The sequence below is a fragment of the Methylobacterium sp. P1-11 genome, assembly GCF_008329595.1.
Lineage (GTDB): Bacteria > Pseudomonadota > Alphaproteobacteria > Rhizobiales > Beijerinckiaceae > Methylobacterium.
On sequence record NZ_NPKS01000067.1, the window covers coordinates 1 to 15,809 of the forward strand.

11 protein-coding genes and 1 pseudogene are annotated in these 15,809 nt (G+C 65.9%); 7 read left to right on the forward strand and 5 right to left on the reverse strand.

What is annotated here, in order from left to right:
• Positions 1–174, reverse strand: a 174-nt coding sequence (locus tag CIW48_RS32295; protein ID WP_246695521.1) for a sugar phosphate nucleotidyltransferase, incomplete at its 3' end; no start/stop codon positions are given.
• A 62-nt stretch (positions 175–236) separates the two neighbouring features.
• The gene (locus tag CIW48_RS32300) at positions 237–1,382 is read right to left on the reverse strand and encodes a glycosyltransferase (RefSeq protein WP_149314427.1); all 1,146 of its coding nucleotides are present in this window, start codon (positions 1,380–1,382) and stop codon (positions 237–239) included.
• A 1,297-nt stretch (positions 1,383–2,679) separates the two neighbouring features.
• Here CIW48_RS32300 and CIW48_RS32305 point away from each other — a divergent pair.
• Both CIW48_RS32305 and CIW48_RS32315 read left to right on the forward strand, forming a co-directional pair.
• A complete protein-coding gene (locus tag CIW48_RS32305; RefSeq protein WP_149314428.1) occupies positions 2,680–3,438 on the forward strand; it encodes a sugar transferase in 759 nt (252 codons plus the stop codon).
• Between the two features lie 2,648 nt (positions 3,439–6,086).
• On the forward strand, positions 6,087–6,599 hold the full coding sequence (locus CIW48_RS32315; protein ID WP_149314429.1) for a hypothetical protein: 513 nt from the start codon (positions 6,087–6,089) through the stop codon (positions 6,597–6,599).
• Positions 6,600–7,168: 569 nt separating this feature from the next.
• Here CIW48_RS32315 and CIW48_RS32320 read toward each other — a convergent pair.
• Together CIW48_RS32320 and CIW48_RS32325 are read right to left on the reverse strand one after the other, a co-directional pair.
• Positions 7,169–7,693 (reverse strand): hypothetical protein, encoded by a 525-nt coding sequence (locus CIW48_RS32320; RefSeq protein WP_149314430.1) that lies wholly within the window; start codon positions 7,691–7,693, stop codon positions 7,169–7,171.
• Positions 7,694–8,519: 826 nt separating this feature from the next.
• Positions 8,520–9,623, reverse strand: a complete 1,104-nt coding sequence (locus CIW48_RS32325; protein ID WP_173009478.1) for an acyltransferase — start codon at positions 9,621–9,623, stop codon at positions 8,520–8,522.
• A gap of 733 nt (positions 9,624–10,356) precedes the next feature.
• Between CIW48_RS32325 and phnD the strand changes: the two genes are divergently transcribed.
• Genes phnD through phnE (CIW48_RS32345) form a run of 4 tightly spaced genes read left to right on the forward strand, consistent with a single transcriptional unit; the run spans position 10,357 to position 13,836 of the window.
• A complete protein-coding gene (gene phnD, locus CIW48_RS32330) occupies positions 10,357–11,379 on the forward strand; it encodes a phosphate/phosphite/phosphonate ABC transporter substrate-binding protein (RefSeq protein ID WP_091784183.1) in 1,023 nt (340 codons plus the stop codon).
• A 47-nt stretch (positions 11,380–11,426) separates the two neighbouring features.
• On the forward strand, positions 11,427–12,221 hold the full coding sequence (phnC, locus tag CIW48_RS32335) for a phosphonate ABC transporter ATP-binding protein (RefSeq protein WP_116656368.1): 795 nt from the start codon (positions 11,427–11,429) through the stop codon (positions 12,219–12,221).
• On the forward strand, positions 12,218–13,024 hold the full coding sequence (gene phnE, locus CIW48_RS32340; RefSeq protein WP_149314432.1) for a phosphonate ABC transporter, permease protein PhnE: 807 nt from the start codon (positions 12,218–12,220) through the stop codon (positions 13,022–13,024). Before phnC ends, phnE (CIW48_RS32340) begins: the two co-directional genes overlap by 4 nt.
• Positions 13,021–13,836: a phosphonate ABC transporter, permease protein PhnE gene (phnE, locus tag CIW48_RS32345; RefSeq protein ID WP_149314433.1), complete on the forward strand. Its 816-nt coding sequence runs from the start codon at positions 13,021–13,023 to the stop codon at positions 13,834–13,836. Before phnE (CIW48_RS32340) ends, phnE (CIW48_RS32345) begins: the two co-directional genes overlap by 4 nt.
• Before the next feature lie 12 nt (positions 13,837–13,848).
• On the opposite strand, the gene CIW48_RS32350 is transcribed toward phnE (CIW48_RS32345), so the two are convergent.
• The gene (locus CIW48_RS32350; RefSeq protein ID WP_149314434.1) at positions 13,849–15,270 is read right to left on the reverse strand and encodes a M20 family metallopeptidase; all 1,422 of its coding nucleotides are present in this window, start codon (positions 15,268–15,270) and stop codon (positions 13,849–13,851) included.
• Positions 15,271–15,446: 176 nt separating this feature from the next.
• Here CIW48_RS32350 and CIW48_RS32355 point away from each other — a divergent pair.
• Positions 15,447–15,809, forward strand: a pseudogene (locus CIW48_RS32355) (peptide ABC transporter substrate-binding protein); the annotation flags it as partial.

A 15,809-nucleotide genomic window follows, 5' to 3' on the forward strand; every position in this document is an offset into this window, starting at 1 on the left:
GGTGAAGACGGAGGCGTCCGACACCCGCGCCAGTGTCGCCTGGAAGGTCGAGCGCTCGGCGTCGACCAGCCGGGCGAACTGCTTGGGCATGCTCTCCCGCGACGCCGGCCACAGCCGCGTCCCCGTCCCACCGCACAGAACGACCGGACAGACTGAGACGACGGCTTCCGACATAAGATCCGTTTCCTGAGGAATAAGTTCTTTCCGAGGGCCCTCAGGGGCGGAACGCCGCGGCCTCACTGGACCAGATAGGCGCGGCTCGGCGCGCGCTGCACTCCGGGCGCCGTCAGGCGCCTGCGGGCCAGGACGCCGTCCACGAAGCGGCTGATCTCCTCCGAGAAGCGGTCGACGCCGAAGTCGGCAGCGCGGCGGACGAGCCGCTCCGACTCCACGCCGATGGTCCGGCAGCGCTCGACGGCATCGATCAACGCTTCAACGGATTGTTCGTGGAAGAACGTTCCGGTGATTCCGTCGAGCACCGTTTCGGTAACGCCGCCTTTGCCATACGCGACGACGGGCCGTCCACTCGCCATGGCCTCGACAGGGACGATGCCGAAATCCTCCTCTCCGGGGAAGATCAAGGCTTGGCACCGCGCGTAATGATGCTTCAACACGTCGAAGGGCTGTGGGCCGAGAATCCTGATCTGTGGACCGGCCATGCTGTGCAACTCGCGCAACATTTCACCGCCGCCGATCACCACGAGTGGCTTCTGCAAGCGGTTGAAGGCCTGGATCGCCAGTTCCGGCCGCTTGTAGCGCACCAGCTCCCCGACCATGAGATGATAATCGCCGAGCTCACCGGCCGGGACAGTCTCGAACGCCGCGGTATCCACCGGCGGATGAATGACCTCTGCCTGGCGCCGATAGTAGGTCTCGATCCGCCGGGCTACCGTGTTTGAATTGGCGATGAATTCGTGGACCCGGCCTGCCGAGATGGCGTCCCAATTCCGGATATAGTGGGCCATTGGCGGCATCATCAGGCGCGTGAGCAATCCTGTACGCTCGCGATAGTCATGGTACATGTTCCAGACGTACCGCATCGGCGAGTGGCAATAGCAGATGTGGACCGCGTCGGAGGGCGGGATGATGCCTTTCGCGGGACCGGATTCGCTGCTGATGATCAGATCGTACCCGCGCAGATCGAGCTGCTCGAGAGCCATCGGCATCAGGGGGAGATAGGATTTATATCTTTTGGCCGCGAACGGTAACGTGCCGATGAAGGATGTCGTCACACGGTGCGCGGCGATGGCCGGCGACATGGCTTGCGGCGCGTAGACATGTGTGAAGATATCGGCTTCGGGGTACAGGTTGCACAGCGCCTCGATGACCTTCTCGCCTCCGCGCATCCCGACGAGCCAGTAATGGACGATCGCGACTTTCATCAATCAAACCTTGATCCCACGACCATCAGACAAGCCGGCCGGCGCCGTTTGGAGGGCAGCCGAAGGGGCATGCGCGTCGCAAGCGGGTCCCACTCCGGACGCCGTCCGACGAGGCGCGGGCCACTCTGCCCACCGGCAGCGACCCTGATCGACTGCGACCGTGCAGCCTTTCCATAGGCAATGGACCATGAATGTGGTGTTCTCAGCTCGATCTGAAACAGGTATCTTCAATAGGGCAGGGGTCAATCAAACGTCGGGCCGATCCGATATCGAGGGCCTCCAAACCCCCTGACTGAGTCTCGTGACGTGCCCGCTGTGGCTGTGGTGCGCGGGTCGGGCCGGATTCCAGGGGACAAAGCCTGCATCCGGTGCCGGCCCCGTCCGCTGGCCGGGCTGGCGCAGATCCACGCGCGTGCATTGTCGCCCGAAACTCTGTCCTTTCCCGGCGCGCATGGCAGGGACAATCCCCATCCACATCGCCTCCTGCATGTTGGATGCCGCTTTGGCATGCGCAGATTACTGACGTGGCCGTCCGGATCCGAGAGGGCGCTTGCCATGATGGCTGTCGCGCCGCCGCGTCGGACAGCGGACGCCCGCCCATGCTCCCGTCCGGCGTGGCGGCATATGCCGTCAAACCGGCGCCGAACTCAACCTCATCGTTCGCGCTTTTAGTCCGTTACAGGTGCGCTCCATAGAGCGTGTCCCTCAACGTGCCATGATCGCTGCTCGCTCTAAATTGAATTTGCGGCCCTAACTCAGTTTATTCCTCTGTTCCCAGGCGGAGCCGAACGGCCTTTTGATCTCCGCGGCGCCGCAGAGCCAGATCGGCGTCCTTCTTAGGCGGAGCGCGCCTGTCCCAGACCTGGGGACGCGCAGTTCCTGTCCGGACGGGAGTGCCAATGGGGCTTGGCGGGCGGTCCGTTCGCGAGAAGCACAACGCCGGTCGAGGCTCGTCTCTTGCGTGTCAACCATCCAGGCATGCGGCTCTCTCCGCTCCAGCCGCACGCAGTGCACAAATGTTCGGTGAGCATCCAGACGAGATAGATATATCGCGGCATTGCGCCGACGCAGGGCAGAAGGCGGATTTGGTCGCGGTGTCCGTGGCGTAAACGCTGTAAAGCTGCGGCTGGACACGTCAAGCCGTTCCCAATCCTTGGGATTTTGAGCCGCCCGAAGACTGAAATATGGGCTACGGCTCAGCTTGTAATAAGCGCGATGATTTGATATCCAGCTGTTAATAACTGATTAATCAATTTTCCGCCTCCCCTGCCGACTTCCTTCACGAGGAGCCGACACCATGCTGCGCGACGCTGGCCAGCCGCTTCACACCATCCTGCGTGCGCCGCACCATGGTGTTGAGTTGGCCAATCACGTGAGCGAGGCTGCGGAGGCCGTTGCCGATGCGGTTCTGCCGGCGGCGCCCTTCGTGACGCGAGGCCCCCGCTTGAACTGGGCGGCCAAGCGTGGGCTCGATATCACGGTATCGGCCACGGCGCTGTTCCTGCTCCTGCCGCTGATGCTGTTGATCGCCGGCCTCATCTATGCCGGCGATTACAAGTCGCCGATCTTCCGTCACATGCGACTTGGTCGCGATGGGCGTCGTTTCGGCTGCCTGAAGTTCCGCTCGATGGTGACGGATGGCGACGCCGTGCTGGCCGAGCATCTGGCCGCCAATCCGCGGGCTCGTGCCGAATGGGAGGCGACCCACAAGCTCGGCGACGACCCGCGCATCACTGCCATCGGGCACGTGCTGCGCAAGACCTCTCTCGACGAGTTGCCGCAGCTCTGGAACGTGCTGCGCGGCGAGATGAGCCTTGTCGGGCCGCGCCCGATCGTGCCGGCCGAGGTCGTCCGCTACGGGCGAGCCTTCGCGACCTGCTTTGCCGTGCCGCCAGGCGTGACCGGCTTGTGGCAGGTCTCGGGCCGTTCCGACACGACCTACTGCGAGCGTGTGGCGCTCGATCTCGACTACGCGACCCGCTGGAGCCTGCGCCGGGATCTCGCCATCATGATCCGCACCGTGCCGGCCGTCCTGGCCCAGCGCGGGAGCCGGTGAGACGGCAGCCACCCGGCAGGGCGGCCCTCTGTCGCGTCAGAATGCCCGCCGGCGCGATGATCACGCCGCCGCTGCTGGCAGGTCCGGTCCTGGCCGCTGCCTCTGATGCGTCGGGTCGGCATTGCTCGAGGCAGGTTTCCGCGGGGAGCCGGCGCCAGGACCAGATCGCGCCGGCGCCCGGCAGCGTCACCGAGCGGCCCCTCTGCAAGGGCCGGCATCCGAGTCACGGGTCGCGTGGGATATGGCGGCGCGCTCTGCGCAGACGGCCGTGAACCTTCTGCCCGCGCACTGCGCGCCGGGCGCCGGTAAACAATTTGCTAATACAGCGATTGACGACCGCTGCGGGCTGTGGAGGGTTCCAGCATTGGCCATTTTCGACCCGTGTCAGCACGATGATCCGATGTGGTATGATCGGGTCGAACCTGACGAGCCTCCGGGGCTGATCCTTCAGGGGCTGGCCCTTTCGTTTCTACTTCTCAAGGCGGGTGTTGAGGTGGCGGTTTCTCTGTTCTGGCTCCCGACCACATTGTGGTGTGGAGTATCAGGTTGGATCGCCACGGCAAGGCGGTCCTGATTGGAGCGTCGCGCGCCGCGCCGTGATGGTCCGGCGCCAGGCATCCGTTCCCGAGCCCACCCGATCGACGGGTCGGCCGTATCGCTGACCGAGCCGCGATGGCGGGGACCCTCCGGGCTGGTGCCAACCTCTGCGCGAAGCCAAGGTCCGCTCCGGACAGGTTTGCGGACGATCGAGCAGTCTCTCGAACCCGGCCGATACGCGCGACGGCCCGCCCGGACGCCTGCCGAATCCTGAGAGCGCCGATCTCGCTGGGGTTGGGCGGATTCGGTGCAGCCGGACGACGTGGCTCGACATCGGGCGCCGCGTTTCCCGCCCGAGGTCAGGGCGCGGAGATGGGCGGCGCTATGATGCTTGCGACCGCGCCTGCGGAGCCGCAGAGCAGCGAGGCGACCCGCGCTTCCGGGAAACCGTTGCGGCCCGGCACCGGCCTCGTCGCGCTGGCCGCTGCGCACCATGCCATCCTGTACCGCGGGGCCGGCCAGATCAGATGTCATGAAATGCCGTTGCTTGGAGCACGGGAGCTTGCGTTTGTGCCGCGGGAAAGCGCCGCCCGGCGCGAACCTTGGTCGCTTGCCGCCGATCCTGTACGCAGGGCTCAGCGGTCCGAGGCGTCAGGCCCGTCGCTTGGGTTGTGGCGCGAAATGTGATGATAAACCGTTCATCAACGAGATAGCTGTCTGATCGGTCAAAGCATAGTATTCTCTGACCGCAACTTGAGAGCGGGGTCCGCATGCGCGCCGCCAGCGCTCGAGGGCCCCGGACGATGGCGGTTTCCGTCAGGCGGGGCAGCCAGAGGTGTCATGGGAACGCCGCACGGAACTCGAGCGGCCTGCCGAGGTGGAAGCGGCAATGAATAGATGCATCATTGGCGGGCATTTAGATAAATAATTTATTCGGTTGATTGAATGAGCTTACTTGACGAGAGGGTGCCCAATTTCTGTGGCACGCATTTCAGCAGAGTCGAACGGCGTGTGCTCGGATGAGAAGTTCAGAAATTGGACGGTCCACGCGATTCCGGCATCTCGGGAAAGCGCTGCGCGCCCGCAGGATGTCCGCAAAGGAACGATCACTCTCGATCGGGGTATGCCGGTCCTGTGGTGAGAAAGTGAAAGTTCCGGACGTTTACTGCCTGTCCTGTGCGACCGATCAGGCTGATCGTGATGCAACATATTTCGATCATTGGTTGGTTGTGTCTGCTTGCCTGTTCGTGTCGATAACAATAATCATTGTTGTTTATTCATTGCTGTAACGATTCGGGCAATGGTCTCTGCATTGCTTTCCGCGTGATCGCAGGGCTCAGCCGAGCCTGCATAGGCCACGGCCACAGACGATCGGCAGCGGTGACACCTGACGACACGTGCTCTGTGGTCGGTTCCCCTGGGACCTGCGAGCGCGGGCAAGTTGGCGAGTCCAGCTGAAAACCGAAATGTGGACCTCCCTGCAGCCCGTACGGCTGGTGAGCAGGACGGCACCGGCGGCGGCATTGCCGCAAAGGTCCTGAGAGGGGGCGCAGCAATCCTCGCCAGGGTGCCGGTCGCGGTAGAGCTGCGGAATCTGCTCGCGGTCAGGACATCGAAGCCGAGGCCGGCGCCTGGTCCGAGCGGTGCCGCGCAGCCTGAACCAACCTCAATCGCACGGAAACACGGCGCGGACATCAGGTGCCCTATCCGGAACCGCGCCGGAGTCGTTCCAGGATCGGAGCCATCCGGTTGTATTTCAACTGCGAGATTTCCAGTGTTCCAACGGGAGCGGTCCTTGTTGAAACGTGAAGCAAGCTTGGTCAAGCTATCATCGAATCGCCCGATCGCCATATGATTTGTTTATATCGCATGGAGAGTTGAGAAATACGGAGATGCAGGCGCCAACCTGCAATACAAGACGCAAAACAATATGACAGGCCGGCAATCTTGGGCGGCGACCCATGCCATATCATTATATCCTACCTCAATTGACCGATGCAGGTGGGAGGAGATAGTTAAAATGGTTATGAAATGCGATATTCATCGCGCCATTGCAGTTTGCGATATGGTTGGGTGGGCTTTGATCAGGCCATCGGTTGGGGGAGGTCAAAATGCTCGGCGTGTTCGTGGCTGGGACGCTGGCTGGCGCAGTGGCCCTTGGCTTCAGTACGCCCGCTTCGGCTGGTTCAGACATCACGTCCGCCGGGATCGCCACCGGCCGGCTTTATGTGATCGGTACGACAGAGCGACCTCACACGACGGTGGTCTTGGATGACCGATTTCGGACAGAGTCCGATGATCGCGGGAAATTCCAATATGAATTGGTGTACCATCCTGCCAGCTGCATCGTTTCCGCTTCCATCGAGGGAAATATCTTCGAAGCTGTTGTCGGCAATTGCGGTCAGCAGGTAATGCCCGGAACGTGGCTCGAACCGAAGCCGGCCATGACGACGCCGACTCCTCTTCGGCGGATCTTGTCACCAGAGGCCGAATTGGGGTCCACCTTGTTATGCCCGTCCGTTCGAATGGAGCGGTCGCAGGATCCCGTATCCGTCGAGCCCGCCGATCGCGCGCCGCCCGTGTTCACCGTCTTGTCCTGGACGGAGTTCCTACCGCGAGACTAGCTTGGGGACGCGTCGGATGGGGTGAGCGTCTCGCTCGCCGCGGATCAGCCGGGGCCCGGGGCGGCCGCCGTCGGCGGCATCCCTTTCCAGACGGTGGCTTTGCAACCGAAATCAGGGATGGCCCGCCTTGCGTGAGCGGTCGTGCAGGGAAGGAGACGAACCCTGTCGCTGCGACGCGGCCGCACGGCCCGACCGAGCTTTGCGCGACCGCTGTGCGAGCCGCTCAATGCCAGAAGATCGAAAGGTTCGCGGCTCGCAGGATGCGAATCCGGAGGGTTCATGAGACCGCCGTGGCTGACGGGTTCGAGCCTGGGAACTGCCGAAGGCGTTCGGCGGCAGAACCCGAGCGATCTCGCTCCGGAGGTCATCGGGCTGAAGCGGCCGGGTGCAGCCCCGACACCGCCGCGCCGGACCCATCGTGCCGTTCTGTCAGGCGCTCTATGCCACCGATGCCGGGTTCCGTGATCGAGGCAATGACCGGCCGGCCGACGGGACCGCAACGGACCAAGATCGGGCCTGCGCGGATCCGGAGACGCTACGCGGTGCCGGCAATGCCGCGACGCACCAGATCAGCAACCTGAGCAGATGCTGCTCGTGGCCGTGCGTCCGCCCTTCAAGAGGGTCTCCATCGTCGCCTCGCGGTCGTATTCCAAGGGCGCCTTGCCGGCTTTGAGACCTGATTCCGGCGCAGAGCCTTTCCTCGACGTTGTCGCCGTCTCCCGGATGTCGACATCGTCATACATCCGCGAGACCGAGGCGTAGACCGGCGGTTTGATCAGGTCCTGCGGACGCAAGGCCTTCCAGGCCAGGCGCGAGCGCCTGGAGAAATCAAGCACTGCCAGAGGGTTGACACCGCGTTGCCCCAACTCGGCGTTCTGAAGCTTCAGCGTGCCGGGAATGACGACGGGCATCGGGCCGTCATCCGCTTCGGGCGGCCGCCCTGCAAGGTCCACGAGCGGGGCCGTCGGCGCCGTTGTAGCCGCCATCGCGGTCGGGGGCGGCAGCGCGCTATAGGCGGTCGGGCTCAGCGGCACATGTGAGCATGCACTGGATGCCAGCACTGCCACAAGCGTTCCGATCCGTTTGAAAGTCATGGCCGACCTCGTGGCACGCCGGGCCATTCTAGCCAAGCTTGAGTCCGGACATAGCAGTTTTGCGCGGCCAGAGTCCAGCCGAAACAAGTCGGTGGCGAAAAATCGAAGTGCATATACATTGTAAAAACAGTCATCGCTTGGTGGACGGGGGCGCCATTGAACCATATAGGCGCCCTACAATAGATGTTTAAGTTAAATCCGAAATCTCGGCCCTTTCAGAAAACAAGGCAGGGAGCATCTGGCGGATTGCGTCCTCGCGGTCTGAGGGACGACTTGAGCGGACGTGGTCGTTCTCCTGATGAAGCCAATCTGCGCTCACCAATCTGCACAGCGGGCCATGCGATCGGCTCCTCTGGGGCTTCATCCATGCAGGGCTGGGTTCCTGTGCCGCGGGAAGCTCGACCATGTCTCCGCGAAAGCGGCGCGATAGCCGGAAGCATTGATGCTTTGGCCCGATCAAGCGCGTCGGGGCCGTCGAGTTCGACGTCCCGTCCATCGCCGCGGTCCGAGGAGCGTGCGAGGTCTCTGCGTTTGCGAGGTCCTGCAGGAGGACGGCTTCGCCTGAGCAGATCACCTTCACGCTGAAGCGGGCCGGGGCCGGAACTCCCGGCGCGGGAGGGGCCGGTCGGATCAGCCTCCCAAGACGACGCCGCGTTCGATGCTTCAGCGCCCGACGAGCCGACCGACGATTCTGCGGTCGGGGCTGCAATCCCACATGAGGCGTCCGGACGCGACCTGGTCCAGTCGCAGGCCGAGGCCAGGAGCGAAATCGCGATCTGGTGGCGGTGCAAGGGGAGCCGACCTCGAAGGCCCAGGGCCGCGACCCTCATAGGCGAGGTCTGTGCATCGGAGCGGTCGAGTAGCGGTCGGGATTGCTCAGAAGCTCCGGGAAAGGCCGGCTTTTGGGGCGAAGAAAGGACCGTTCGACACAGTGCCAACTCAGAAGAGCGAAACAGAAGGCGATCGGGAGTGTGAGTGCTATCAACGTCAACGGCATCACGTTGGGAATGGTTTGAATAATCAGATTCTGAATGGGCCATGCGTAGAGATACACTCCGTATGTCGGATCTGTGCGATCGATCCAGCGGCTCAGAGGGTTCGCTGGTCTCGCCAGCGCGTACCAGAAGATCAGGTAGCCGCCGAAGATCGCGAAGGCAGGTTCCGCCAGCGGGGGAACAAACAGGAAGGCCGTGCAAGCTGTCAGCGCAACCACTGCGCCGCGGCGCGTCAAGAAAATGACGTCTCGCCAGATGTAATATGCGGATCCGACCAGGAAGATGAAGGTCAGGCGGATCGTGGCGGCGGAGCCGCCGAAGATCGCACTCCCGTGCGGGATGTCCGGCAGCGCATCACGATAGAAATAGAGGACGCTAAACCCGGTGATGACGGCCAGAAAATACGGCCGTCGCGCCTTGGTCGAGATGAAGGCTATCCCGATGGCCAGCAGATAGCAGCGGAACTCGTAGGAAATCGTCCACATGGAGCCGTTCAGGTCCGGATGCGGCAACCCGGCGAACGAACCGGGTAGGACGGGAAGGCCCAGCGAGAAAAGCTTCACAGCAGATTTGACGACGGGAACGTCGCTGATGCTTCCGCCCGACAAGGTGCCGAACAGGAGAAGGGACACGATGAAGGCTGCAATGAAGCCGGGGTATATTCGGGCGATGCGCTTGCCGATATAGCCGGTTAGGGATCGAGAGGATCCGGCGCTCTTCGTGATGAGGTAGCCGCTGATGAGAAAGAAACCGTCGACAGCCAAGTCGCCCGAGAAGGCATTCCCGGTCATCCGTACAAGGAAGTCGCGCTCGCGATTTCCGTCAATCAGCTCGGGAGCGTGGCCGATGATGACCAACAGGGCGAACGCAATCCGGAGCGTGCCGAAATTGTTTCCCGATCCGCCTCGCGTGACGGCTGGAGCAAGGGCATTCATGGGAGCGTGGTCTCGCGTTTCAATATGCGCCTGAGCGGTGTTGTTATCCGGGCTGACAACCATTCGGATCGGGCAGCAGGATCGGCCGGTTTCACGGTCGAGAACTTTTAAAGGCTCAGGGTATTTCGCCACTCTAGCCGGTTAAATTAAGGCCCGCAGTGCGTGTGGGTTGCGTAATCCTTTTAGTCACGCTTGGTCGAAGGCCCTCGACTAATCGTTTGATCCCGGACCCGTGGGATCGACCGGATTATCGTCGGCTTGCCTGCGGCGAAAACGACGAGACCTCGACCGGACCGGCCGGCTCTTGGCTTGGCAAACGGTGCGGGTCCGCCAGAGCAGAAGGCGGCGGCCAGGGAGCGCGGCCAAGATCAGGGCTGTCTCGTGATGGACGATCCGCAGCGCGACAGGATCAGGCTGCCGGACCGGATTCCTGGCCCGCCGCGGCGGCTGCCCTGTCGCGGCGTGCCAGGGCGGAACCGCTTTCCCGTCGGCGCCCGGTGTCAGCCCTGGAGGGTGGCGACGGCGGTTGCCCCGATGCCGGCCGGTATGACAGAGGTCTCGCGCCGCTGCGGACCCCTGTCACCGGGCCGCGTCCTTCAACCACTGTTTGACAGATCGCCTTGCATCTCCCGAAAACCGCCGCCTACAAGTTTGCCGACTTAAGGCTCGGCCGCGATCGAGCGGGAACATGACGGCGCCGGCCCGAGGCACGGCGCCGCAGGGAGGATACCGCGTGACATTCGCCCGATATGGCGCAGCGCTGGCGCTGCTCTGCGGATTCGGTTCTCTGTCGCCCCTCCGGGCCGACGAGTGCCCCAACCGCGGCCAGCTCGACGACGCCTATTGCGACGCCAACAAGGACCTCGTCGCCGACGTCCCGGCCAAGACCCGCGACCCGAGCGTCATCGTCTTCGCCTACACGCCGGTGGAGGATCCCGCGGTCTACGAGAACTCGTTCAAGCCGTTCACGACCTATCTGAGCCAGTGCACCGGCAAGCGCGTCGTCTACTATCCGGTCCAGTCGAACTCGGCCGAGATCGAGGCGATGCGCTCCGGCCGGCTCACGGTGGCGGGCTTCTCGACCGGGCCCCTCGGCTTCGCCGTGAACATGGCCGGCGCGATCCCGTTCGCCGCCAAGGGCACCGAGAAGGGGCCTGAGGGCTACAACCTGATCGTCGTGGTCAAGGCGAGCAGCCCGTACAAGACGCTGGCCGACCTCAAGGGCAAGCGCGTGGCCCACACCGCCCCGTCCTCGAATTCCGGCAACCTCGCTCCGAAGGCGCTGTTCCCCGAGCAGGGGCTGAAGCCCGGCGAGGATTACAAGCTCCTCTACTCGGGCGGGCACGACAAGTCGGCGCTGGGCGTCGGCACCGGCGATTACGACGCCGCCCCGGTGGCCTCGGACGTCTTCTACCGGATGGTCGCCCGCGGCACGATCAAGGGCGACGATTACCGGGTGATCTACACGAGCGAGAAGTTCCCGACCTCGGGCTTCGCCTACGCCCACGATCTCAAGCCGGAACTCGCCGAGAAGCTGAAGCAGTGCTTCTACGATTTCCGCTTCCCGCCCGACATGGTGAAGGATTTCGAGGGCGACGACCGGTTCGCGCCGATCACCTACCTCAAGGACTGGGCGATCGTCCGCAAGGTCGCGGAGGAATCGGGCACGCCGTACAACAAGGTCGCCTACGAACGCGAGGCCGCCCGCGAGGCCGAGGCCGCGCGCAAGAAGGCCGCGGGCGCGCCCAAGCCGTGACGCAAACCGTGACGCAAGCCGCGACGGCGGGGAGCGCGACGCGCGCGGTGGCGGCCGGACCCGACGGCGATCCCCGCGCGGAGGATCCCCGCGCGCTGGTGATCCGCGGGCTGACCAAGGCGTACCGGGCCGGCCAGCCGGTCCTGAAAGGCATCGACCTCGTGGTGCCCGGCACCGGGCTCACGGCGATCATCGGGCCGTCCGGCACCGGCAAGAGCACCCTGATCCGCTGCATCAACCGGCTGGTCCAGCCGACCTCGGGGGAGATCCTGTTCCGCGGCGAGGACCTCGCGCGGCTCTCCGGCCCCGCCCTGCGCCGGGCGCGGCGCCGGATCGGGATGGTGTTCCAGGAGTACAATTTGGTCGAGCGCCTCTCGGTGATGGAGAATCTGCTCTGCGGCCGCCTCGGCTACGTGCCGGCGTGGCGCGCGTGGCTGCGCCGATTCCCCGAGGCCGACATCGCCCGCGCCTTCGACCTCCTCGACGCGGTCGGCCTGTCGGGCTTCGCCACCCGCCGGGCCGACGCCCTGTCGGGCGGACAGCGCCAGCGCGTCGGCATCGCCCGGGCGATCATGCAGGAGCCCGAGATCGTGCTCGCCGACGAGCCGACCTCGTCCCTCGATCCGAAGAGCTCCGTGGAGATCATGGAGATCCTGTCCCGGCTCGCGGCCGAGCGCGGCGTGCCGGTGGTGGTCAACATCCACAACGTGGCGTTGGCCCAGCGCTTCGCCGCCCGGATCGTCGGCATGTCGGGCGGGCACGTGGTCTATGACGGGCCGCCGGACCGGCTGAGCGAGGCCGACCTGCGCGGCATCTACGGCGGCGAGAACTGGCTCGAATGAGCGCGCCCGCCCGCCCGGCCCCTCCCGGCGCCGCCGGCCGCGTCGCGTTCCGGCCCAACTGGACCGCGCGCGCCGGCTGGGCGCTCCTCGCCGTCTACGCGGTCTACGCGGCGACCCAGCTCGGCTTCTCGCCCGAGCGCTTCGCCGGCGGCCTCGCCCACGGGCAGCAGTTCCTGGCCCGGATGTTCCCGCCGAACTTCTCCCGCTGGGAGCTGATCCAGTCGGGCATCCTCGAGAGCCTGCAGATCGCCGTGATCGCGACGGTGATCGGCATCGCGGTCGCCCTGCCGATCGGCTTCCTGGCGGCCCGCAACCTGATGCCGCCCTGGGTGACGTGGCCGACGCGCATCCTGATCGCGCTCTGCCGGTCGTTCCACCCGATCATCGTGGCGATCCTCTTCGTGAAGGCGATCGGCTTCGGGGCGCTGGCCGGCGTCATGGCGCTGATCGTCGCCTCGGTGGGCTTCATCGCCAAGCTGTTCGCCGAGGCGATCGAGGAGATCTCCCTGAAGCAGGTCGAGGCGGTGCGGGCGACCGGCGCCGGCTTCCTGTCGACCCTGATCATGGGCGTGCAGCCGCAGGTGCTGCCGCGCTTCATCGGCTTCGCCACCTACCAGCTCGATTCCAACCTGCGGAACTCCACCATGGTGGGCATCGTCGGCGGCGGCGGCATCGGCGCGACGCTGTTCACCGCCTACCAGCGCTTCGACTTCGACGTGGTGCTGGCGATCCTGATCGTCATCGTCGCCCTGATCATGGTGGCCGAGATCGTCTCCGGCTGGGCCCGCAAGGTGTTCCAGTGAGCGTCGCCCTCGCGTCCGCTTCCGCCGGCCCGCGCCACTGGCAGCGCTTCCCGCTGTGGAAGCGGCTGGCGCGGCTCGCCTTCACGCTCTGCGCGGTGGCGGCCTTCGTGGCGAGCCTGCGCACGATCGAGGTGATCCCGGAATTCCTCTACGATGCCCCCGACCAGCTGGCCGACCTGTTCGGCCGGATGTGGCCGATGGATGCCGGCTATGTCGGGCCGACCCTGCGGGCGCTGGTGGAGACGCTCCATATCGCGACGCTCGGCACCCTGATCGCCATCGCGATCGCGGTGCCGATCGGGCTGATGGCGGCGCGCAACGTCACGCCCAACCGCGCGCTGAACCTGTTCGCGAAGTTCGTGTTCGTGACCTCGCGCTCGGTGAATTCCCTGGTCTGGGCGCTGCTGTTCGTGGCGGTGTTCGGCCCGGGGCCGCTAGCCGGGACGCTGGCGATCGCGCTCCGCTCCGTCGGCTTCACCGGCAAGCTCTTCGCCGAGGCGCTGGAGGAGGCCGATCGCGGCTCGATCGAGGCCCTGCAGGCCGCGGGCGCCGGGCGGCTCTCGACGCTGCTGCTCGGCTACTGGCCGCAGGTGAAGCCGGCCTTCTGGTCGATCGCGCTGTTCCGCTGGGACATCAACATCCGCGAATCCGCCGTGCTCGGGCTGGTCGGCGCGGGCGGCATCGGCGTCGCGCTCGATACCGCCCTGAACCTGCTCTACTGGGACCAGGTCGCCGTGGTGCTCGCCGCGATCTTCGGCGTCGTCATCCTGGCCGAGATCGTCGTGACGGCGCTCCGCGCCCGGACGCTCTGAGACGCGGCTTCGTCAGCGCCCCAGCGACATGCCGAGCGGCGGCTCGACCTCCGGCGGCAGCGGCGAGACGTAGCCGGACGCGCCGACCCGCCGGGCGAGGTCCGCCTTGGCGGCGTCGCGCAGGGCCGCGTCGGTGAGCGCCCGGGCGCCGGTGGCGGCCATCGCCTTGGCGACCTGCACCATCGCCTTGTGGGCGGCCGGGGTCTTCCCCTGCGCCACCACCTGCCAGGTGTGGAACGGTGTGCCGATCGCCACCGTGGGCGCGTGGGCCTGGACGGTCGGCACCACCCAGCTCACGTCGCCGACATCGGTGGAGCCCACCGCCGGGTTGCGCGGCGCGTCGAGGGGCACCAGGAAATCGGCGAGCGGTGCCTCAGCGCGCGGCATCCCGATGGCGCGGAACACCGCATCGATGTCGCCGTCGGTGAGCGTCGCCCGGATCGCCTGCGCGAATTCCCGGTCGGCCTCGTCGAAATGCGGCGGGCCGAGTTCCTCCATGACGCCGTGCAGCGCCCGCTCCAGCGGATCGTTGCCCACGAGGTTCGACACCGCGCTGACGATCCGCACCTCCACAGCGGTCTCGGTCATCAGGGCGGCGCCCTGCGCGATCTTCTTGACCCGCTCGACCAGCGCCAGCATGCCCGGCAGGTCCCCGGCGCGGATCGAGTAGCGCACGGTCGCGCCGGCCTGGACGACGTTCGGCGCGATGCCGCCGGCGTCGAGATAGGCGTAGTGGACCCGCGCGTCGGACGGCATGTGCTCGCGCATGTAGTTCACGCCGACGCTCATCAACTCGACGGCGTCCAGCGCCGAGCGCCCGAGATGGGGCGCGGCCGCCGCGTGGGCGGTGCGGCCGGTGAAGACGAAGTCGGCCCGGGTGTTGGCGAGCGCCACCGGCGGCGCCACCTCCCAGAAGCTGCCGGGATGCCAGGAGATCGCGATGTCGGCATCCGCGAAGGCACCGGCGCGGACCATGAAGGCCTTGGCAGCGCCGCCCTCCTCGGCGGGACAGCCGTAGTAGCGCACGCGGCCGGGCGCGCCGGTCTCGGCGAGCCAGTCCTTCACGGCGGTGGCGGCGAGCAAAGCCGCCGAGCCGAGGAGGTTGTGGCCGCAGCCGTGGCCGTGGCCGCCGGTCTCGACCGGCCGGTGCTCGGCGATACCCGCCTCCTGCGACAGGCCCGGCAGGGCGTCGTACTCGCCGAGGAACGCGATGACCGGCCCGCCCGCGCCGGCTTCGCCCATCACGGCGGTGGGGATGCCGGCGACCTGCTCGGTCACGCGAAAACCCTGGTGGCGCAGCTCGGCGACGTGCTCGGCGCACGAGCGGGCTTCCGTGTAGCAGACCTCCGGCATGCCCCAGACGCGCTCGGACAGGGCGATCAGCCGCGCCTTCTGCGCGTCGACGTGGCGCCACACGGTGTTGCGGTTGTCCATGGCGGGAATCTCCGGGAGGGCGTGTCGGCCGTCCTGTTGCAGGGCCGGGGCCAGGAAACCACAGGGATGGATCCGGTGACGACACGTTTCGGTTGAACCGTCACTGGCCCGCCCCTTGCCAAGGCCGCTGCCGGAATGTTGCTGTGCCGCGCGTGGCGGTAGACGGGAATGCGTACATGGACGAGCGGGATCTGCGCGGCCTCATCGGGCGGGTGAAGGACGGCCGCCTGTCGCGGCGCGCCTTCGTGCAGCGCATGGTGGCTGTCGGCCTCACTGCGCCCATGGCAGGGCTCATGCTGGCCGGGAACGGCGTCGCCATGGCGGCCGATATCCGCTCCGGCTACAAGCCGACCAAGGCCGGGGGTGGCGGCGCGCTCAAGCTCCTCTGGTGGCAGGCCCCGACGCTGATCAACCCGCATTTCGCCGTCGGCACCAAGGACCAGGACGCCTCGCGGATCTTCTACGAGCCGCTCGCCGCCTGGGATCCGGACGGCAACCTCGTGCCGGTGCTGGCCGCCTCGATCCCGTCCAAGGAGAAC